20 protein-coding genes are annotated in these 19,766 nt (G+C 70.0%); 8 read left to right on the plus strand and 12 right to left on the minus strand.

Translation table 11 applies throughout. From position 1 onward, the window contains the following. The first annotated feature begins 20 nt into the window (after positions 1-20). Positions 21-638, plus strand: a complete 618-nt coding sequence (locus ACOKM3_RS17585; RefSeq protein WP_426901561.1) for a TetR/AcrR family transcriptional regulator — start codon at positions 21-23, stop codon at positions 636-638. Further along, the gene (locus ACOKM3_RS17590; protein ID WP_426901563.1) at positions 635-1,009 is read left to right on the plus strand and encodes a VOC family protein; all 375 of its coding nucleotides are present in this window, start codon (positions 635-637) and stop codon (positions 1,007-1,009) included. Before ACOKM3_RS17585 ends, ACOKM3_RS17590 begins: the two co-directional genes overlap by 4 nt. Before the next feature lie 6 nt (positions 1,010-1,015). Here ACOKM3_RS17590 and ACOKM3_RS17595 read toward each other — a convergent pair whose 3' ends face one another. The 7 genes from ACOKM3_RS17595 to ACOKM3_RS17625 all read right to left on the minus strand — a co-directional run bounded on the left by ACOKM3_RS17595 (position 1,016) and on the right by ACOKM3_RS17625 (position 9,734). Further along, the gene (locus ACOKM3_RS17595; RefSeq protein WP_426901565.1) at positions 1,016-1,795 is read right to left on the minus strand and encodes a group II truncated hemoglobin; all 780 of its coding nucleotides are present in this window, start codon (positions 1,793-1,795) and stop codon (positions 1,016-1,018) included. A gap of 70 nt (positions 1,796-1,865) precedes the next feature. Beyond that, positions 1,866-3,098, minus strand: coding sequence for an LCP family protein (locus ACOKM3_RS17600; protein ID WP_426901567.1), 1,233 nt, complete (start codon positions 3,096-3,098; stop codon positions 1,866-1,868). Continuing rightward, positions 3,098-5,203 carry a bifunctional polysaccharide deacetylase/glycosyltransferase family 2 protein gene (locus ACOKM3_RS17605; RefSeq protein WP_426901569.1) on the minus strand — a complete coding sequence of 702 codons (2,106 nt, stop codon included), beginning with the start codon at positions 5,201-5,203 and terminating at the stop codon, positions 3,098-3,100. The genes ACOKM3_RS17600 and ACOKM3_RS17605 overlap by 1 nt, the downstream gene beginning before the upstream one ends. 284 nt (positions 5,204-5,487) lie before the next feature. Beyond that, complete coding sequence (locus ACOKM3_RS17610; protein ID WP_426901571.1) at positions 5,488-6,174, minus strand: ABC transporter ATP-binding protein; 687 nt, start codon at positions 6,172-6,174, stop codon at positions 5,488-5,490. A gap of 46 nt (positions 6,175-6,220) precedes the next feature. Then, positions 6,221-7,726, minus strand: a complete 1,506-nt coding sequence (locus ACOKM3_RS17615) for an ABC transporter permease (protein WP_426901573.1) — start codon at positions 7,724-7,726, stop codon at positions 6,221-6,223. Between the two features lie 177 nt (positions 7,727-7,903). Further along, positions 7,904-9,163, minus strand: coding sequence for a L,D-transpeptidase (locus ACOKM3_RS17620; protein WP_426901575.1), 1,260 nt, complete (start codon positions 9,161-9,163; stop codon positions 7,904-7,906). Between the two features lie 232 nt (positions 9,164-9,395). Further along, the gene (locus ACOKM3_RS17625; RefSeq protein ID WP_266713467.1) at positions 9,396-9,734 is read right to left on the minus strand and encodes a hypothetical protein; all 339 of its coding nucleotides are present in this window, start codon (positions 9,732-9,734) and stop codon (positions 9,396-9,398) included. 218 nt (positions 9,735-9,952) lie between these two features. On the opposite strand from ACOKM3_RS17625, the gene ACOKM3_RS17630 reads away from it, so the two are divergent. Beyond that, positions 9,953-11,167, plus strand: a complete 1,215-nt coding sequence (locus ACOKM3_RS17630; protein ID WP_426901577.1) for an RNA-guided endonuclease InsQ/TnpB family protein — start codon at positions 9,953-9,955, stop codon at positions 11,165-11,167. A 126-nt stretch (positions 11,168-11,293) separates the two neighbouring features. After that, on the plus strand, positions 11,294-11,629 hold the full coding sequence (locus ACOKM3_RS17635; protein WP_426901579.1) for a hypothetical protein: 336 nt from the start codon (positions 11,294-11,296) through the stop codon (positions 11,627-11,629). Between the two features lie 32 nt (positions 11,630-11,661). On the opposite strand, the gene ACOKM3_RS17640 is transcribed toward ACOKM3_RS17635, so the two are convergent. The 4 genes from ACOKM3_RS17640 to ACOKM3_RS17655 form a co-directional block, all read right to left on the minus strand. Further along, positions 11,662-12,834 (minus strand): GGDEF domain-containing protein, encoded by a 1,173-nt coding sequence (locus tag ACOKM3_RS17640; protein ID WP_426901581.1) that lies wholly within the window; start codon positions 12,832-12,834, stop codon positions 11,662-11,664. Positions 12,835-12,953: 119 nt separating this feature from the next. Then, positions 12,954-13,757 (minus strand): enoyl-CoA hydratase/isomerase family protein, encoded by an 804-nt coding sequence (locus ACOKM3_RS17645; RefSeq protein WP_426901583.1) that lies wholly within the window; start codon positions 13,755-13,757, stop codon positions 12,954-12,956. A 50-nt stretch (positions 13,758-13,807) separates the two neighbouring features. Further along, positions 13,808-14,938 carry an adenylate/guanylate cyclase domain-containing protein gene (locus ACOKM3_RS17650; RefSeq protein ID WP_426901585.1) on the minus strand — a complete coding sequence of 377 codons (1,131 nt, stop codon included), beginning with the start codon at positions 14,936-14,938 and terminating at the stop codon, positions 13,808-13,810. A gap of 314 nt (positions 14,939-15,252) precedes the next feature. Beyond that, entirely contained in the window at positions 15,253-16,125 is an 873-nt protein-coding gene (locus tag ACOKM3_RS17655) for a biotin--[acetyl-CoA-carboxylase] ligase (RefSeq protein WP_426901587.1), read from the minus strand. Between the two features lie 170 nt (positions 16,126-16,295). Between ACOKM3_RS17655 and ACOKM3_RS17660 the strand changes: the two genes are divergently transcribed. The 4 genes from ACOKM3_RS17660 (at position 16,296) to ACOKM3_RS17675 (ending at position 19,010) form a co-directional block, all read left to right on the plus strand. Next, entirely contained in the window at positions 16,296-17,900 is a 1,605-nt protein-coding gene (locus ACOKM3_RS17660; protein ID WP_426901589.1) for an acyl-CoA carboxylase subunit beta, read from the plus strand. A 10-nt stretch (positions 17,901-17,910) separates the two neighbouring features. Further along, positions 17,911-18,117 carry an acyl-CoA carboxylase subunit epsilon gene (locus ACOKM3_RS17665; RefSeq protein WP_327656340.1) on the plus strand — a complete coding sequence of 69 codons (207 nt, stop codon included), beginning with the start codon at positions 17,911-17,913 and terminating at the stop codon, positions 18,115-18,117. Between the two features lie 103 nt (positions 18,118-18,220). Continuing rightward, positions 18,221-18,349 (plus strand): morphogenic membrane protein MmpB, encoded by a 129-nt coding sequence (mmpB, locus tag ACOKM3_RS17670; protein WP_426901591.1) that lies wholly within the window; start codon positions 18,221-18,223, stop codon positions 18,347-18,349. A 49-nt stretch (positions 18,350-18,398) separates the two neighbouring features. Continuing rightward, entirely contained in the window at positions 18,399-19,010 is a 612-nt protein-coding gene (locus ACOKM3_RS17675) for a Maf family protein (protein ID WP_426901593.1), read from the plus strand. On the opposite strand, the gene ACOKM3_RS17680 is transcribed toward ACOKM3_RS17675, so the two are convergent. Next, positions 18,982-19,461 (minus strand): hypothetical protein, encoded by a 480-nt coding sequence (locus ACOKM3_RS17680; protein ID WP_426901594.1) that lies wholly within the window; start codon positions 19,459-19,461, stop codon positions 18,982-18,984. The genes ACOKM3_RS17675 and ACOKM3_RS17680 overlap by 29 nt on opposite strands. Between the last annotated feature and the right edge of the window lie 305 nt (positions 19,462-19,766).

The following is a 19,766-nucleotide window of genomic DNA, read 5'->3' on the forward strand; positions in this document are numbered from 1 at the left end:
TCACTCCGTAGTTTCGGTGTATGCCGAGCACCGTCAAGAAGCGCGCTCCCGGTATGAGTCCGGAGCAGCGGCGCAGCATGATCGTCGCGGCCGCGTTGCCGCTTGTCGCCGAGTACGGCGGGGCCGTCACCACGGGGCAGATCGCTCGCGCCGCGGGGATCGGGGAGGCCACGATCTTCCGGGTGTTCCAGGACAAGGACGAGGTGCTCGACGCCTGCGTCGCCGAGGCAGTCAGCCCCGAGCACGTGCGGCGCGAGCTGGCCTCGATCGACCTGGAGCAGCCGCTCACCGCCCGGCTCACCGAGGCCGCCGAGGCGATGCGGGCCCACCTCGACCGGATGGGCGCCGTCGTCGGCGGGCTCTACGCGTCGGGACGACGGCGCGGCCGACCCGAGGGCGAGCGGCCCACCCAGGACAGCCGGCAGGCATCCGCGCAGGCGATGCGGGAGGCGCTGAGCGAGCTGATCGAGCCCGACCGGGACGCCCTGCGGCTGCCCCCGGACAAGCTCGCCACGGTCTTCCTCGGCATGCTCTTCACCCAACCCCGCTCCCCCGAAGCGGACTTGAACCCGACACCGGCCGAGCTCGTCGACGTACTGCTGCACGGTTCGCTGGCCGCACCCGGGAGCCCCTCATGACCGTCAGCCTCAACCACACGATCGTCCCGGCCGTCGACAACACCGCGGCCGCCCGCTTCTTCGCCGACGTGATGGGCCTGGAGGCCCTGCCGCCCGCCGGCGCGGGCGGGCACTTCGCGCCGGTGCGCGTCAACGAGTCACTGACCCTCGACTTCATGACCGCCGAGGAGCCGCAGGGCCATCACCTCGCCTTCGACGTGGACCCCGGGACGTTCGACCAGATCCTCGGCCGCGTACGGGAGTTGGGGGTTCCGTACGGCAATTCGCCGCGCGACCCCGCCAACGGACGCATCGACCACCCGCTGTGCGCTCGCGGCCTGTTCTTCGTCGACGACGCCCGGAATCTGTACGAGGTCATGTCCCCGGCGTAGCGCCGCTCAGGGCACGTACGGAGGCGCCGCACCCCACGTCCAGTGGGGTACCGGCTGGTCGGAGGGGCGTTTCGCGGTCGGGCCCGAGAAGTGGGCCGCGAGGCGGGTGCCCCATTCGATGTAGGCGAGGAACGCGGAGCGGAATTCCGCGTCCGTCGGGAGGGCCGCCTCGTCGGCCGCGTCCTGCATGAGGTTGACCCAGCGGCGGCGCTGCGGCTCGGTGACGCCCTTGCCGATGTGCATCGCGACCATGTGGCTGTGGCCGCCGTGCTGTTCGGAGTAGGCCGAGGGGCCGCCGAAGACCTCGCCGAGCCACAGGGCGACATGGTGTGCGTGCTCCGCCGGGAGGTCGGCGAAGAGCGGGCCGAGGAGGTCGTCCTTCACCACCTTTTCGTAGAACACCGTCGTGAGGCGGCTGAACACCTCGGCGCCGCCCGCCCATTCGTAGAGTGTGGGGTCCGAAGAGCCCGTGCCGCGCACCGTGGTCGGCGTGTAGTGGCGCATCTCGTCGATGTAACCGACGTAGGGGCGGATCTCGGTGAGGAACACCGGGAAGAGCTCGGAGGTGCGGAAGCCCTTCAGGTGGTCCTCGGTCGACGTCCACACGATGCGCAGGATGTAGTGCTCGAAGTCCTCTTCGCAGCGGGTGAGTTCGTACGAGACGCAGTGCTCCGAGGCCGCCAGTTGCTGTGACGCGCGGGTGTACGCCGCCAGGAACTCGGCGGAGCGGTCCTCGGGGATGCGGTAGCGGATGTACTCGATGGTGGGCCGGGATCGAGTCGTCATGCCCTCAAGCCAAGCACTGGCGGAGGGCTTCGGCTACACGTCGGCGACGAGCGCAACCGGAGCGGGCAGCTCAGCTCTTGAGAGTGACCGGGCGGTCCTCCCTGAGCTCCGTGAACAACCGGTTCGCCTTTTGTTTGTCCCAGAGGATGGCGCTGCCCTTGGGAGTGGCGAGGCCCAACGTGCCCACGGGCACGCCCAGTTGACGGCCTTGACCCGAGGACACGCCCTTCATCGCCTTGAACAGGCGGGTCAGCTCCGGAACCCCCGTCGACTTGTCCACGATGAGCGTGTCCAGGCCCGCGCCCGCCGTGCCGTACATGGTCGACGGGTTCATCAGCACCCCGGGCGACGACGCCTTCTTGGCCAGCGCGGAGAGGAACTTCTGCTGGTTGCGGGAGCGGCCGAGGTCGCCCTCCTTCTCCTGGTGGCGCTGGCGCACGAAGCCGAGCGCCTCGCGCCCGGTCAGGTTGTGGCAGCCCTTGGCCAGGTCGAGCCCCGCCTTGTCGTCGACGATGTGCCGGTCGACGCACATCGGCACGCCGCCGACCGCGTCGACGATGCCGACGAACCCGGCGAAGCCGATCTCCGTGTAGTGGTCGATCCGCAGCCCGGTGTTCGACTCGACCGCGCGGACCAGGAGTTCGGGGCCGCCGAGCGAGAACGCCGCGTTGAGCTTGTTCTTCGCCGGCTTGTGGTGGATGCCCGTCTTCGGGTCCACGTACGGCGGGATGGTGACCCAGGAGTCCCGCGGCAGACTGGTGAGGGTGGTGCCGTGGGCGCCGGTGTGCAGCACCATCATCGAGTCGGTGCGGCGGCCCTCGGAGCCGAGCGACGAACCGGTGTGCAGGTTCTTGGCCTGCTTCTCGCTGAGGCCCTCGCGGCTGTCGGAGCCCACGATCAGGTAGTTCGTGCCCTTGCCCGGCGCCGCCCTGCTCGACAGCGACGCGAGGTCGACCTCCCCGTCGAGCCGGGTGCCCGCCCACACATACGTCCCCACGCCCGCGAGCAGCACCAGCAGCACGAGCAGGCAAAGACCGCGCACCACGAGCCCGAACCTGGTGCGCCGCCGCTTGCGCTTGGGCTCGCGCTCGCTGCGCTTGTACCCGCCGTCGGCCCGCCCGCCGGGCCTGTTGGCCGGCACCGGGTCGAACGGGTGGTGCTCCACCGCGTACGAGTGGGGCGCGGGGGCGTACTCGTACCCGTGCTCGTGCCCGTACTGCTCCACCTCGTACGGATACCGGTCCGCCTCGTACTCGCCGTACGGATAGGGCGTCGGGGTGTGTGCGCCGGGGTTCAGGGTCATCACCTCGCGACCGGCAGGTCCGGCTGTTCGGCCGGCCTGACGATGTGCTGGGCCGCCGCGGCGGCCGTTCCGGAACGGTGCATGCGCTGCCACTTCAACCGGCTGCCACCCACGAAGGCCACCACGGACTGGATGACCACGAGGTACATCAACTGCCGGTACACGAACAGCTGGAAGGGCAGTGACCAGAGCGTGCGCCTGCGCTCCCCGTCGAGCTTCAGTGCGTACGCCGCGACGGCCATCTGAAGAGCGAGGAAGCCCACCCAGGCCACCACGGACGTGGTCGTGTCACCGGCGAACACAGCGCTGTAGAACATGAAGACGTCGATCATCGGGGCGAGCAGCGGCAGCACGACCTGGAAGAGGAACAGATAGGAAAGGCCGCGCCGCCCGAAGCGGCCCGCGGGCCCGACCTCCAGGACCGCACCCCGGTGCTTCCACATCGCCTGAAGGGTGCCGTAGCACCAGCGGTAGCGCTGACGCCACAACTGCCGCAAGGACGTGGGGACTTCGGTCCAGGCGATGGCCGTCTCCTCGTACACGACCCGCCATCCGGCCCGCCACAGCGCCATCGTGAGGTCGGTGTCCTCGGCGAGGGTGTCCTCGCTGAGGCCGCCGACGCCCATCAGCGCGTCGAGCCGGAAGGCGCCGATCGCGCCGGGCACCGTCGTCATGCACTCCAGGACCTCGAACATCCGGCGGTCCAGGTTGAACCCGAAGACGTACTCCAGGTGCTGCCAACGGCCGAGCAGCCGCTTACGGTTGCCGACCTTGGTGTTGCCGCTGACCGCGCCGACGGCCGGGTGGGCCAGCGGCTGGACCAGCCGCTGGATCGCGTCGGCCTCGAAGACGGTGTCCGAGTCGATCATCACGACGTACGGGCAACGGGTGTACTTCAGGCCGTGGTTGAGGGCCGCGGCCTTGCCCGAGTTCGGCTGGCACAGCACCTGCACGCGCGCGTCACGGGCCGCGTACTCAGCTGCGATCTGCACCGTCCGGTCGCTCGACCCGTCGTCGATGACGATGATCTGCATCGGCTGGTGGGTGGACGCGAGCAGCGAGCGCAGCGTCGCGCCGATGCCCGCCTCCTCGTTGTACGCGGGTACGAGCACGGTCACCGGATCGCGGATCTCGCGCAGCCACGGCGAGCCGGGGCGGAACCGCTCGAGTCGTCTGACGTGCGCGCGGGCGAACAGCACGAGCACGAGCAGGCGCAGCACACCGAGGCCCGCGGCCGCGAGGAGCACCCACGAGATGGCCGAGACGAAGCTGCGGCCGAGGGTCTGGAACCAGATCAGGCCCTGCCCGAGCCAGCGCACGGGCGCGGCCACATCGGACGTCGCCTGCCGGCCGGTCTGCGCGCCCTCCGTGATGGTGGCGAAGTTCCTGGCCTGCGGGTTCGCCAGCAGCTTCTCGGTCTCGCGGTAGCCGAGCGAGGTCTGGCTGAGCTGGCGCACCAGTCCGTCCCGGACCCGCTGCCCGGAGTGGTCGGCCGCGACCAGGGTGTAGCCGTCGGCGGAGGCCGCCTGCGCGGCGGGCCACTCGCCGCCGCACATCGTGGCGACGGTGGTCGTCATCGGCATCCGCAGGAGTGTGGTGTGGAAGCCGCCGCTGCCCGCGAACGCGCTCTGGGTAAGACCCAGTTCGAGCTTGCTGCGCACCTTGGACGAGCTGCCCATGTCGGCGCCCGTGTAGGTGTTGGAACCGATGTCGTGCCCTTCGGCCCTGATCCGCTCGACCAGCTTCGGGTACTGCGCGGCCTTGGAGCCGTTGAGGAAGAACGTGGCGTGCGCGTGATGCTTCTTGAGCAGCGCGAGCAGCTTCGGCGTCGCCTTCGGGTAGGGGCCGCCGTCATAGGTGAGCGCGACGGTGCCGGGCCGCATCGAGGCGCTGTGCACCCGGCCGCCGTCGATGGACAGCACCGGGCCCGCGCCGGAGGCCGACGCGGGCACGGGCTGCGTGCAGGCAGGCTTCGTCCTGGCGCCGTCCACCTCGTTCTGGGTCCAGCCCTGGAAGAGAAGGGCACCGAAGAGCACCGGCAGCGTGAGAGCGAGCAGCAGCCAGTGCGCCCGCGGGTCCCTTGCTTGTTTGTGCCGCGCCCCCATCAGGCGACGGCGCCGGCGTCGCCGCCCGGCCGGCCCCGGTCCCGGCTCCGGCCCCGACGAAGCGACCACATTCGGTGCCCGTTCTCCACGTTCCACTCACACATGGGAGGCGAGTGTATTGATGTGACCATCAGGGAATTGGGGCATTGGGAAACATCTGGGACTGGTGTGGCACGTGACAAACGGCACACCTTTCGATTCGAGCACAACCCTTTGCTCGAAACGTGTTCACTTCGACGACACCTGTGACGACACCTGTGGGGTGTCCGGAGCAGGAATCCCGGTCACGCCGCCGAGGCGTTCTCCGTGACCGTGATCCGCCCCTTGCTGATCGTCGCGAGGCGGGGCGCCTTCCGCGCGATCGCCGAGTCGTGGGTGACCATCACGAACGTCAGGCCGTGCTCCTTCCAGCGTTCCTCCAGTACGTCCATGATCTCGTCGCGCATCGACTCGTCGAGGTTGCCCGTGGGCTCGTCGGCGAGCAGCACCTTCGGGTTCTTCACCAGGGCCCGCGCGATGGCGACGCGCTGCTGCTGGCCGCCGGACAGCTCGGCGGGCAGATGCCGCAGCCGCTCGCCGAGCCCCACGGACCGCAGCGCCTCCGCGGCCCGCTCCCGCCGCTCGGCGCTCTTCAGGCCGAGCGGCACGAGCGCCGTCTCGACGTTCTCCAGCGCGCTGAGCGTCGGGACGAGGTTGAAGGACTGGAAGACGAAGCCGATGGACTCGGCACGGACCTTGGTGAGCCGGGCCTCCGGCAGCGTCGCCAGATCGACCCCGTCGAGCACGACACTGCCCGCCGTGGGCCGGTCGAGCCCGCCGAGCATCTGGAGCAGGGTCGACTTGCCGCCGCCCGTGGGGCCCTGGATGACGAGCCGGTCGCCGTCGCCGATGGCCAGATCGACGCCCGCCAGCGCGTCGACGGTGTCCTTGCCGCGCCGGTACTGCTTGGTCACGCCGGTGAGCTGATACATGGTGCAACTCCTGTACTACGTAAGGTGATTGGCGTTACCGGTGGTGCTACTCGACGCGGCGCAGCGCGTCCGCGGGGCGCAGCCGCGAGGCCCGCCAGCCGCCGAAGCCGCCGGCGATGAGGCCGCCCGCGACGGCGAGGCCGACCGCGAGGGCGATGGTGGTGGCGGAGACGGGCGCGCTGAGCGCGATGTCGAGGGTCTTCGCCCCTCCCCCTGCCGCCTGGCGCATCATTCCGCCGCCACCGCCGAAGCCCGCTCCACCGGGGCCGCCGCCCATGCCGCCACCGCCCGTGCCACCCGCACCGCCGCCGAGCTGCGCGGACAGGGTGGGGCTGATCGCGGTCACGGCGTACGCGCCCGCGAGCCCGACGGCGATGCCGAGGACGCCGCCGATCAGCCCGTTGACGACCGCCTCACCGACGACCTGCCGCGTCACCCGGCCCGAGGTCCAGCCGAGCGCCTTGAGCGTGCCGAACTCCCGGACCCGCCGGGACACGGCCGAGGACGTGAGCAGCCCCGCCACCAGGAAGGCGGCGACGAGCACCGCGATCGACAGCCACTTGCCGACGTTCGACGCGAGGTTCGAGGCGGTCGAAAGCGAGCCCGAGACGGTGTCGGCGAGATCGGCGGACGTGGTGACGGTGGTGCCGTCGATGTTCTTCTGGATGGCCGTCTTCACGGCGTCGATCTGCTGCGAGTCGGTCGCCTTGACGTAGACCGTCGTCACCTTGGACTTGGCGTCCGCGAGCGTCTGGGCCTGCTTCAGCGGCACGTAGACATTGGCGGCGGCGTCCCCGCTGTCGGCGGTCGCGACGCCGACGACCTGGTACTTGGCGCCCTTGACCGTGACCTTGTCGCCGACGGCGAGCTTCTTCTCCTTCGCGTACGAGGAGTCGACGACGGCGACCTTCGCGTTCGACTCGGAGGCCTTGAAGCCCCGCCCCTTGGTGATCTTCGAGGAGGTCAGCGGGCCGAGCTTCTGCTGGGTGACGTCGGTGCCGTAGACGGAGAAGGAGTTGACGTCGAAGTTGGCGCCGCCGCCCTGGACGCGCCCCTGCGGCCGGCCGCCCTCACCGCCGCCGGGGCCGCCCTGCGCGCCGCCGCCACTGCTCTGGTCCTGCTTGAACTGGCCGCGCGTGAACTGCCCGCTGACCTTCATCACCTGAAGGCTGAGCCCGCCGACCGTGTCGGCGACGCCCTTCTGGTCGGCGACCTTCGAGACCGTGGAGTCGGCGAGGGTCTGGAAGCCCTGCACCATCACCCGGTCGCTGGACTGGTCCTTGTCGCCGGAGTCGCTGTCCTTGGCGTCGAAGTTGAACTTCGGGCGCCCTGTGTCGTCGCCCGCCTTCGGCGCGCTCGCCGCCTTGGTGACGGTCATGTCCGTGCCCAGGCCGTAGAGCGACTGCAGGACCTTCCCCTGCGCCTGGGTCATCCCGGAGGACACCGAGTTGACCACGATGACGAGCGCGATCCCGAGCGCGAGCCCGGAGGCGACGACGAGCGCCGCTTTTCTGCGGCGGCGCAGCTCACGCCGGAGATAGGTGAAGAACATCGAAGCCTCGCCGAAGACGGCCCACGAATAAGGGCGCTGACAGGAATCAGCGGGAGCCGGAGCGTTCGATGACGCTCCGGCTCCCGCTGCGGCGAAACGGTATGGCGGTGTTGTAAGGGTTGCGTGAGGCCGTCATGAGAACGGCATGAGACCCCCGCCGGGGTATGTCCGGGCCCGTTACTCGGCGGAACCGGCCTTCCACTGCGACCAGTCCATGTTCCAGCCGTTGAGCCCGTTGTCCGGCTGGATCGTCTTGTCGCCGGTGTTCTTCACGATGACGACGTCGCCGAGCATCGAGTTGTTGTAGAACCAGGCGCCCGGCGTGCTGTTGTCATTGGCGCCCTTGGCGTCCTGCAGACCGACGCAGCCGTGGCTGGTGTTGGCGCCACCGAAGATCGACTTGGCGCCCCAGTAGTTGCCGTGGATGAACGTGCCGGAACTCGACAGACGCATCGCGTGCGGCACGTCCTTGATGTCGTACTCGCCCTTGCCGTCGCCGTCCTTGAAGCCGACCGTCGCGCCGTCCATCCGGGTCTCCTTGAACTTCTCGGAGATCACCATCTGGCCCTCGTACGTCTTGTTCTCGGGGGAGCCCGCGGAGATCGGGATGGTCTTGACGGTCTTCCCGTCCCGCGTGACCGTCATCATCTTGGTCTTCGCGTCGACCGTGGAGACCTGGTTGCGACCGATCTTGAACGAGACCGTCTTCTGCTGCACGCCGGTCACGCCGTCCGCGCCCTCGACCCCATCCAGGTCGAGCTTCATGGTGACCGTGGAGCCGCCCTTCCAGTAGTCCTCGGGGCGGAAGTCGAGCCGGGTGTCGTTGAACCAGTGCCCGACGACCTCCTGGCCGCTGCTGGACGTCACCGTGATGCCGTCCTGCACATCGGCCTTGTTGCTGATCGCCTTGTCGAAGTTGATCGACACGGGCATGCCGACGCCGACGGTCGAGCCGTCCTCCGGCGTGAAGTTCCCGATGAAGCTGTTGGCCGGGGACACCGTCGTGAACTGCGAGTTCTCGTGGGCCGCGCGGCCGTCGGAGTCCTTCGCCTCGGCGGCGATCTTGTACGTCGTCGCGCGCTCGAGCTGGTTCGTGGGCTTCCAGCTCTTCTTGTCCGCGGCGATCTGGCCGTCGACCTTCGTGCCGTCGGCCGTGGTCATGGTGACGTCGGTGAGCTTGCCCTTGCTCACGGTGACCTTCGCGGCGCTGTTGATACTCGCGTTGTCGGAGCCGTCCTTCGGCGCGATCTTGATGTCGGCCTCGGAGGTCTTCTTCGCCGCGGCCTCGTCGGCCTGCGCCTGCGATTCCTTCTTGCCGCCGGAGCCGCTGTCGTCGCCGCCACCACAGGCCGTCAGCACGAGCACACCGCCGAGCAGAGCGGACGCGGCCATCAGACCCTTGCGCCGCTTACCGTCCGTTATCACACGCTTCTCCATAGTCGCCGAACTTCCCGACTTCGCCGAATTCCCCTGCTGTCGACCGCCCCGAGCCCGGCCGACAGCGGGCCCAAGAGGACACAACAGTCCCCTCGTACCCAGTGAACGCCGTGACCGGTTCGTCCCGTTCCCGAAGAACCGCCGGTGTGGGCAAGGCCACGTCGGGCCCCTCACCAGGGACGACAAAACCCCGGACGGCGGTTGCCGCCCAGGGTTCCCGTTTCAAGGACCGCTACACGCCGTCTTCCGCGTCCCCCTCCTCATCATCCTCGCCGAGATCCCAATCCGGCGAGTCGGGGTCGTAGTCGACCTGCTCGCTGGACCAGGACGCCTGCACCAGCTCGGCCCCCGGAACATCGGCGACCAGATCGAACGGATCCACGAGATACGCGACCGCCTCCGCCTCGTCCTCCTCCACGGCGCTCACCGCCTGCGCGCGCTCCTCGGGCCCGGTCTCCTCGTCCTCCGCGACGCGCTGCAGCGCGGCCCCGGTCAGCGCCTCCGCGTCGGCGACCTCCAGGACCAATTCCACCTTGAGCCGAACAAAACGTGACGTGTCATCAGTACTCATGGCCGGAGCGTACGACCCATTCCCCCCGTGACTTTCCTGTGACCCGCCAAGACCTTCCACACCGCCCACCACCATGTCGCCCGCCCACCTCCCATCCTCCCGCCCCCTCCGGGGGCGTCGGCCCGCCCCTCCCCGCCCCCGGAAACCGTTCACCGGCGCCACGTTGCCGGAGAACCCCACTTACCGGCGAACACACATGCGGATTCCCACCCGTTGGGGTGCAGGTGTACGAGAATCGGCCACATATCCACCTGCGGGTGCCTACGGTCACGGTCATGAAGCTGGTGGTGCAGGTCAAGCTGCTGCCGACGCCCGAGCAGGCGCAGGCATTGGACGCAACCCTGCGCGCCTGCAACCGGGCCGCCACCCACACCGCCCAGATCGCGTTCGAACGGGGCGTGAAAGGCCGCAACGGTCTGCAGAAGCTCCTCTACGCCGACCTCAAGGTCACTTTCGGACTGTCCGCGCAGCCCGCGGTGCGCGTGGTGAAGAAGGTGGTGGACGCTTACGCCACGCTCGCCGCCCAGGCGAAGGCCGGGCTGCTGGGCAAGCCCACCGGCAAGCGCTATCGCAAGGCCCTCTCCCGTCCCGTCGCCTTTCGACCGGAGGCGGCGCAGCCGTTCGACGACCGGTGCCTGTCCTGGCAGTTCGACGCCCGCACCGTGTCGATCTGGACAGTCGACGGACGTATGAAGCACATCCGGTTCACCGGATCCGCCGACCAGTTGAAAATGCTCCACGCCCACCGCAAAGGCGAATCAGACCTCGTACAGCGCGGCGGCAAGTGGTTCCTGATCGCGACCTGCGAGATCCCCGAACCCGCAGTGACCGAGCCGGTGGACTGGATCGGGGTGGACCGGGGCATCGTCAACCTCGCTACCACCAGCGACGCCGCCAACTACCAAGGCCGCGGCCTTGCCCGCTACCGCAACTGGTGCGCCCGCAAGCGTGCCGAACTGCAACGCAAGAACACCCGCTCGGCCACCCGACGCCTCGCCCGCCGGGCCCAGAAGGAGCAGCGGCACGCCACGCACGTGAACCACCGGATCAGCAAGGAGATCGTGTCCGTCGCAAAACGCACCGGTCGCGGCATCGCCGTCGAGGAACTCGACGGGATCCGCGACCGGGTACGGCTACGACGCGACCAGCGGGACACCCTCTCCTCCTGGCCCTTCCACCAACTCGGACAACACCTCAAGTACAAGGCCCAGAAGGCCGGAGTGGCGTTCGTGACCGTGGATGCGGCCTATACATCGCAGCGCTGTCCGCGCTGCGGCCACACCGAGAAGGCCAACCGGCCCGCTCGGGACCACTTCCGCTGTCGTCGGTGCGGCCTCGCTGGGCCTGCCGACGTCGTCGCCGGGGTCAACGTGCGCAACCGCGCACGCTCGGCGTGGGCATACGTCACCATGCCCGTCCCCACCAGACCGTAGCTACGCCCTGGTGGGGAGATGCGACCTGTGACCGTCCTGTCGTAGAGGGCAGTCAGGAGCGCGACAAGATGCGAGCGGTGTCTGGCCTTGCCAGTGAGGTGCGTTCGCAATCGAGAGGTGACTAACATGACCCCACACGGCCAATTCGCCAGCGCCACAAGGGGGATCGCTTCCGTGTCTGCCGCACGTCGATCACTGTTCACCGCCACCGCCGCCGCGGCGCTCCTCGGCGCGCTGTGGTTCGTCCCCACAGCGACGGCGAACCCGGAGCACATCACCACCCATGCCGACCAGCAGCGGACCGCCACGGCGGTCACCGAGCAGTCGGACCGTCAACTCCGCCTGGCCGACACGGGACAGGTGGACACGACGCCGTACGTGATCGGTGGTTCGGCCTTCCTCGGCCTGGGTGTCGGCTTCGTGACGTACTCGGTGCGCAGGGGCAGGGCGTACGAGGCGTAGGGGAACCAGGGGCAACTCCCCGGGGCAGCACGTCAGTTCGGGTGCCGGCGGTCGGTGCCGGGTTCCAGGCCTCTGATCCTGCGGCGTTCCCCCTCGCCCGCGGCCGGTGGCGGGGAGTCCGCGAGGCGGACGACCGGGTCGTCGAGGCCGCCGTCGCGGCCGGCCACCACGGGCTTCGCCGCGCGCAGGGCCTTCGCCTTGTACTGGGCGGCGTCCGCGAGGCGGAACAGGCGGCGCGCGTTGTGCACTTCGCCGATCGGGTCCCCGGTCGACGCGATGCCGCACGCGACACCGTCGCCGTGGTCCAACTCGGCGGCCCGGGAGCAGATCTCGTCGCCCACCCGCACCACCTCGTCGGCCGACGGCCCCACGGCGACCAGCGAGAACTCGTCGCCGCCGAGCCGCGCCGCGAGCGCTCCCGGCAGCATCGCCCCGCACAGCGAGAGCACCGATCCGAACCGTTCGAGGAGCCGGTCGCCCGCCGCGTGCCCATAGGTGTCGTTGACCCGCTTCAGGCCGTTGAGGTCGCAGACGACGAGGCTGACCACGGAACCGTCGGCCCGGTGCCGCTCCACGGCCTCGTCGAGGCGTATGTCGACCGCGCGCCGGTTGGCGAGACCGGTCAGGGCGTCGGTGAAGGCGAGCCGGCGCGCCTCCTCCAGGCGTTCGGTCTGCGCGATGCCGGCCGCGACGACCGCCGCGAGGACCGTGGCGAAGTCGGCGTCGAAGCGGTCGAACACCTCGGCCCCGGTCGGCCGCGCCACATACAGCTCGCCCCACGCCCGCCCGTGCAGCACGATCGGCGCGACGACGCAGCAGCCGCGGCCCCTGCGGCGCAGCGCGGCGACCCGCTGGTGGCAGTAGCCGGCCCGGGCCACGGGGCCCTCGGCCGTCTCGACCCAGGCGTCCGGCTCGCCGCCCTTGGCCCAGCGTTCGTGCAGGAACTCGGTGATCTCGGGGAACTGGTGCACCGGGTAGCCCTCCCCATCGGGGAACTCCTCCTCGCCCTCGGCCAGCTCCCCCACGTTGACGAGCACCCGCAGCCGGCCGCGCTCGCGCTCCCACATGGAGAGCGCGGCGAAGCTCCCGGACAGCGCGCGGCAGGCGCCGAGCGCGGCCGCGCGCCAGGAGTCGCGCGGGCTGCGCGCAGCGGCCATGCCCTGCGCGAGCGTCACCACGGCGCGTAGCCGAACGTCCTCACCCATCACTCCAGAGTAAGGAGTTTTCCGACATTTCGGTGAATTCAGTGCGCCAATCTGGGGCTTCCGACCAGGTGGAAGTTACGGAAAGTGACGGTACGAGCCGATGCCGCGACCGACCCCCGTCACTCGCCGGGCCACTGCGGGCTGCGCTTCTCGTTGAACGCCGCCACACCCTCCGCCCGGTCCCCGGAGAACGCCACGGACCGCCACGCCGCGTCCTCCACCTCGAGGCCCGCCCGCATGTCGAGGCCGTGTCCGAGGCGCAGCGCCTTCTTCGACGCGCGCAGGCCGACCGGCGAGTTGAGCGCGATCCGCGCGCCGAGCGCCAGCGCCTCCTCGCGGTCCACGCCCGCCTCCACGACCTGGTCCACGAGCCCGAGCTCACCGGCCTCCGCCGCCCGCACCCGGCGCGCCGTGAAGATCAGCTCGGCGGCCCGCGCGGCCCCGACGCGGCGCGGAAGCAGCTGCGTACCGCCGCCGCCGGGGATCACGCCGACGGACACCTCGGGCAGCCCCACGACGGCCGTCCCGTCGGCCACGATCAGATCGCAGGCGAGCGCCAGCTCGAAGCCGCCGCCCAGCGCGAAGCCGTGCACGGCCGCGATCGTCGGCATCGGCAGCTCAAGGACACCCGTGTACGCGGCGCGCGTCACGGGCCGCTGACGCAGCAGATCCGCGTCGGAGAAGGAGTTGCGCTCCTTGAGGTCCGCGCCGACGCAGAAGGCGCGCTCGGCGCTGGAGGTGAGGACGACGACCCGGACGTCCCGGTCGCCGGCCAGTGCCTCGCAGGCGCCGGTGATCGAGCGGGCCATGTCGCTCGACACGGCGTTCATGGCCTTCGGCCGGTCGAGCACCAGCTCGGCGACCGTGCCCCCTTCATGGGACCGCACCGCCACGAACTCCCCGAACCGCCGCTCGTCACCCATGACACGCCCTTTCCGATGAACGGTTAACGCCAGTTAACCGCTCAAGGTTGTCAGGTGCGCCTGGTCAGCGTCCAGGGCTCCACGACGCCGAGGCCACGGACGGGCCGCTGCCACATGGGCTGGAGCGCGAACCGGTAGGTGGGCGGCTCCTCGCCGTCCTCCTTCGCCTTCTGCGCCTCGGCGGCGGCCTCCGCCTCGGAGGTGGGCGTCTCCCCGATCCTGATCAGTTCCTGGGCGAAGGCGCCGTCCACCAGCACGTTGTCCCGTGGCGCTATCGACGTGAGGCGGCTCGCGAGGTTCACGGTCGAGCCGAAGACATCGCCCATCCGCGTGGTGACCGTGCCGAACGCGATGCCGACGCGCAGCTCCGGCATCGTCTCGTCGTTGCTCATCGTCTCGATCAGGCGCAGCGCGATCTCCGCCGCGATGCCCGCGTCGTCGGCCGCGTACAGGACCTCGTCGCCGAGGGTCTTGACGAGCCGGCCGCCGTGCGCCGCGACGAGGTCCGCGGCGGTGGTCTCGAAGGCCTCGACGAGCTCGCCGAGCTCCTCTTCCTCCATACGTCGCGTCAGCCGCGTGAACCCGACGAGGTCGGCGAAGCCGACGGCGAGCCGCCGGTCGACCATCTCCTCGTCGTCACCGGCCTGTACGACGCGTCCGGTGGCCGCGGCGAGCTGGCGCCGCCACACGTAGACGAGGAACTCCTCCAGCTCCGGCAGGAGCAGCTCCATCAGCGGATACGTGACCTCGGTGCGGGTCATGCCGGGTTCCGGGGGCTCGGTGAGGCCCTCAAGGAACGAGTCGATCTGCCATTCGGCGAGCCGCGCCGTGGTCTGTCCCGTGGACCGGGCGACCTGTACGGCCATGGCCTCACTGAGCAGCCCGGCCTCGACGAGACCGGCGAGCCGCCGCAACGCGAGGACATCGGCCTCGGTCAGCGCCTTGGCCTGCCCGATGTCGGCGAACCCCATGGCCCGCCAGAACCGGGAGGCCAGCTCCATGGAGACGCCCGCGCTGCGCGCCGCCTGGAACGGGGTGTATCTGCGCTCCGCCCCGAGGATGAGCCCTTCGAGCCGCAGAGCGAGGGGGTCCTCGGCCTCTGCCTCTTCCGGTTCCGCACCTTCCGGCTTCTCGGGGTCGGTGGGAGAGCCCGTGCCGGAGCCCGAGTCGTCGACGGTCACGCCTGCTGCCCTTCCGATCTGCCGCGGTCAGGTATCGACCGCGCTCAACTCTACGGCAGCCCCTGTGCCCCACGTCACTCCGCACACTTGTGGTGGGCGTGCGTCCGTCCTCGGCACCCGGGGCGCGCTCGTCGCCGTGGTGCGGCCGCCCGTGGCTGGGCGCGCAGTTCCCCGCGCCCCTGAGATGCGCACTTCGTGCGACATCCCCGGGCGACCCGTGGAGCAGCGGCGAAGCCGCATGCGTAAGGGGCGCGGGGAACTGCGCGCCCAGCCACGAGTAGGCGGCACCCGGCCGGGAAGTGCACCTCGGGTGCCTAGGCCGGACGCAAGTGGACGATGTCGCCCGCGCCGACCGCCTCCCGGGGGCCGTGCGCCGGGGCGATCACCAGGCGGCCGTCACCGTCCACCGCGACCGCCTCGCCGACCAGCTCACGGTCACCGGGAAGAATCGCCCGCACCTCACGGCCAAGCGTGGCGCAGCCGGCCGCGTAGGACTCCTGCAACCGCGACAGCCCCGGATCCCCCTCCGCCGCACACCACTCCACGTACCAGTGCTCCAGCGACCGCAGGACCGCCCGCAGCACCGGCTCCCGGTCGGAGACCTTCGCCCCGGCCAGCGCCAGCGACCCCGCCGTCGGGACCGGCAACTCGTCGGCCCGCAGCGACACGTTCAGGCCGACGCCGATCACGACGGCATCCGAACCGGCCCGCTCCAGCAGGATCCCGCCCGCCTTGCGCTCCTCGCCGTCGACCGTGAGGAGCACATCGTTCGGCCACTTCAGGGCGGTGTCGACCCCGGCCGCCGAGGAGAGCGCCGTGGCCACCGCGACCCCGGTGAGCAGCGGCAGCCACCCCCAGCGCGCCACCGGCACCTCGTGCTCGCCCGGCTTGAGCAGCACGGAGAAGAAGAGGCCCGAGCGCGGCGGCGCCGACCAGCTCCGGTCGAGCCGCCCGCGCGCCGCGCTCTGCTCCTCGGCGACGAGCACGGTGCCCTCGGCGACGGGTCCCTCCGAGGCCCGCCGCACCAGATCCGTGTTGGTCGACCCCGTGCGGGGCACCACCTCCACGGACGACCACAGTCCCCCTTCCCGTACCAGGGACCGGCGGAGGCCGGCCTCGGCCAGGGGCGGCCTGTCCAGGTCGGACCAGGGGTTGGCGGGTACGTCTGAACCATCTCGCGGCGTCATGCAACCCAGCCTAGGTGTGGCAAAGACCGCACTGCTGAACGGTATTCAGGCCACTACGCTACGGATCAGTAGCCCCACTCCCCTTTTTGAACCGTCCCGCGAACCAAACGCGAACCTTCCCCGAACCGTCCCCGTGAGCAGCGTCGAAGCAGGCAGGGAGCCGCATCCCGATGTCCGAGTTGGAACAGCCGACAGCGCAGACCGACATCCACACGACCGCAGGCAAGATCGAGGATCTGCGGCGCCGGATCGATGAGGCGACCCATGCGGGTTCCGCCCGCGCGGTCGAAAAGCAGCACGCCAAGGGCAAGTTGACCGCCCGCGAGCGGATCGAGCTGCTGCTCGACGAGGACTCCTTCGTGGAGCTGGACGAGTTCGCCCGTCACCGGTCGACGGACTTCGGCCTCGATGCCAACAAGCCGTACGGCGACGGTGTGGTGACCGGTTACGGCACCGTGGACGGCCGTCCGGTCGCCGTGTTCTCGCAGGACTTCACGGTCTTCGGCGGAGCCCTCGGCGAGGTCTTCGGGCAGAAGATCATGAAGGTGATGGACTTCGCGCTGAAGACCGGCTGCCCGGTCATCGGCATCAACGACTCCGGCGGCGCCCGCATCCAGGAGGGCGTCATGGCCCTCGGCATGTACGGCGAGATCTTCCGCCGCAACACGCACGCCTCGGGTGTGATCCCGCAGATCAGCCTGGTCGTCGGGCCCTGCGCGGGCGGCGCGGTCTACTCGCCCGCGATCACCGACTTCACGGTCATGGTCGACCAGACCAGCCACATGTTCATCACCGGACCCGACGTCATCAAGACGGTCACCGGTGAGGACGTCGGCTTCGAGGAGCTGGGCGGCGCCCGCGCCCACAACTCGCGCTCCGGTGTCGCGCACCACATGGCGGGCGACGAGAAGGACGCGATCGAGTACGTCAAGTCGCTGCTGTCCTACCTGCCGTCGAACAACCTGAGCGAGCCGCCCTCCTTCCCCGAGGAGGCGGACCTGGCGCTCACCGACGAGGACCGCGAGCTCGACACCCTCATCCCGGACAGCGCGAACCAGCCGTACGACATGCGCACGGTGGTCGAACACGTCCTGGACGACGCCGACTTCTTCGAGACCCAGTCGCTGTTCGCGCCGAACATCATCACCGGCTTCGGCCGTGTCGAGGGCAGCCCGGTCGGCATCGTCGCCAACCAGCCGATGCAGTTCGCCGGCTGCCTCGACATCCACGCGAGCGAGAAGGCCGCGCGGTTCGTCAGGACGTGTGACGCCTTCAACGTGCCCGTCCTGACCTTCGTCGACGTCCCGGGCTTCCTGCCGGGCGTCGAGCAGGAGCACGAGGGCATCATCCGGCGCGGCGCCAAGCTGATCTACGCGTACGCCGAGGCCACCGTCCCGCTCATCACGATCATCACGCGCAAGGCCTTCGGCGGCGCCTACGACGTGATGGGCTCCAAGCACCTGGGCGCCGACCTCAACCTGGCCTGGCCGACCGCGCAGATCGCCGTCATGGGCGCGCAGGGCGCGGTCAACATCCTGCACCGCAAGACGATCGCCGCGGCCGAGGCCGCGGGGAACGTCGAGGAGACCCGCGCGCAGCTCATCCAGGATTACGAGGACACCCTCCTCAACCCGTACACGGCGGCCGAGCGCGGCTACATCGACGCGGTGGTCATGCCCTCCGACACCCGCTCGCACGTCGTACGCGGACTGCGTCAGCTGCGCACGAAGCGGGAATCACTGCCCCCGAAGAAGCACGGCAACATCCCCCTCTAGGAGCCGGATCATGATGATCAAGGTCGTACGGGGCAATCCGACCCCCGAGGAGCTGGCCGCCGCACTGGCGGTGGTCCAGGCGCGCGCCGCGGCGGTCCCGGACGCCCCGGCCGCGACGGCGGGCCGGGACGCGTGGTCCGACCCGTCCCGCATCGCCCGGCACCGGCTGCCGGCCCCGGGGGCGTCGAGCTGGTCCCGTACCTACTGGCCCGCGTAGTTCACGTTCACCCACGGGCCCACGTGAATTAGTCCTTTCGTAGCGGGGCGCCTGAGTACGCGTACTCAGGCGCCCCGCACGCGCGAGCAGCACCATGCTGTATGTGCTGTGGTCCGACCCCGATGACGAGCCCCCAGAGGAGCTCCGCGAAACGCAGGCGATGCTGCGGCGCGCGGGTCTTCTGCTGGCGCTGGCCATGGTCGTCATGTTCCTGATGCTGGGGACCGGGTAGCGCCGCCGGCCGGGGATTGCACCGCGCCACCCTGGATAACCTGAGTCGCATGACTGCTCCACGCCGACTGATCCTGGCCTCCCAGTCCCCCGCCCGCCTCGGCCTGCTGCGGCAGGCCGGGTTCGCCCCCGAGGTGATCGTCAGCGGGGTCGACGAGGACGCCGTGACGGCCCCGACGCCCGCCGAACTCGCCCTCGCCCTCGCCGAGGCCAAGGCCTCCGTGGTCGCGGCGCGGCCCGAGGCGGGCTCCGCCGTCGTCATCGGCTGCGACTCCGTGCTCGACCTCGACGGCGAGGCGCTCGGCAAGCCTGCCGACGCCGAGGAGGCCACGGCCCGCTGGAAGTCGATGCGCGGGCGTGTGGGCACGCTCCAGACCGGCCACTGCGTCTACGACACGGCGAGCGGCCGGTACAGCTCCGGCACCGCCTCCACCGTCGTCCGGTTCGGCGAGCCGAGCGACGAGGAGATCGCCGCGTACGTGGCGACGGGCGAACCCCTCTACGTGGCGGGCGCGTTCACCCTGGACGGCCGCTCGGCCCCGTTCATCGACGGCATCGAAGGCGACCACGGCAACGTGATCGGGCTCTCGCTGCCCCTGGTCCGCCGCCTCCTCGCCGAACTGGGCATCGGCATCACGGAGTTGTGGGCGCCGGCGGAGTAGTGGGGCCGTTCTGCGCGGGGGTGGCCCCCTCCGCGCGCCGCTCCCCCTGCTCGTGCCGGTCGTACGCCACCAGCGTGAGCACGAGCAGGGCGAGCACGATCATCATGAACACGAAGCTGAACCAGCCCACCAGGCTGATCGAGAACGCGCCGAGCAGTCCGTGCACGACGGCCGCGCTGATCAGCAGGATCCGCCCGAACGTGCCCGGCGCCCGGTCGACGATCGCGGTGCGCACGAGCACGATCCCGCACACCACCAGGTAGAGCCCGAACAGGCCCCCCGCGATCCACGCGCCCACCGACATCGCCCGCGGGTCGAGGCCCGCGAGGGACATGTCCTGGTCGTCGACCACCAGGCCGAGGAACCAGTTCAGAAGGACGATCCCGACCGCCTCCGCGAACAACACGATCGCCGCCACCCACGCCACCGGCCTGCGTGCCACCGGTCCCACCCACTTCCGCTGACTGTTACCGCTAGTACGGTCAAGACATCCCGAACGCTACTAACGGGTAAACCACCGGACAAGGGTTCTGCAGAAGGCAAAGAATCATTGGGCCATTCGTAGGGACTCCACAAAGAATGCCCACGGGCCGCAGCACGGTCTCACAGAGACCTTGGCCACAGAGGCGGGCTAGGGTTGCGGTGAAGGATCGCGCGTATCCAGGCGCGACAAGGGATTTCACGGACCGGGTGGACCCCGGGTGACACTCTGTGTGGGCAAGCTCACGCCCGGGGACGGCTCGTGGGTCCGTGTCG

The organism is Streptomyces nidicola, from assembly GCF_050106155.1.
Classification (GTDB): Bacteria; Actinomycetota; Actinomycetes; order Streptomycetales; family Streptomycetaceae; genus Streptomyces.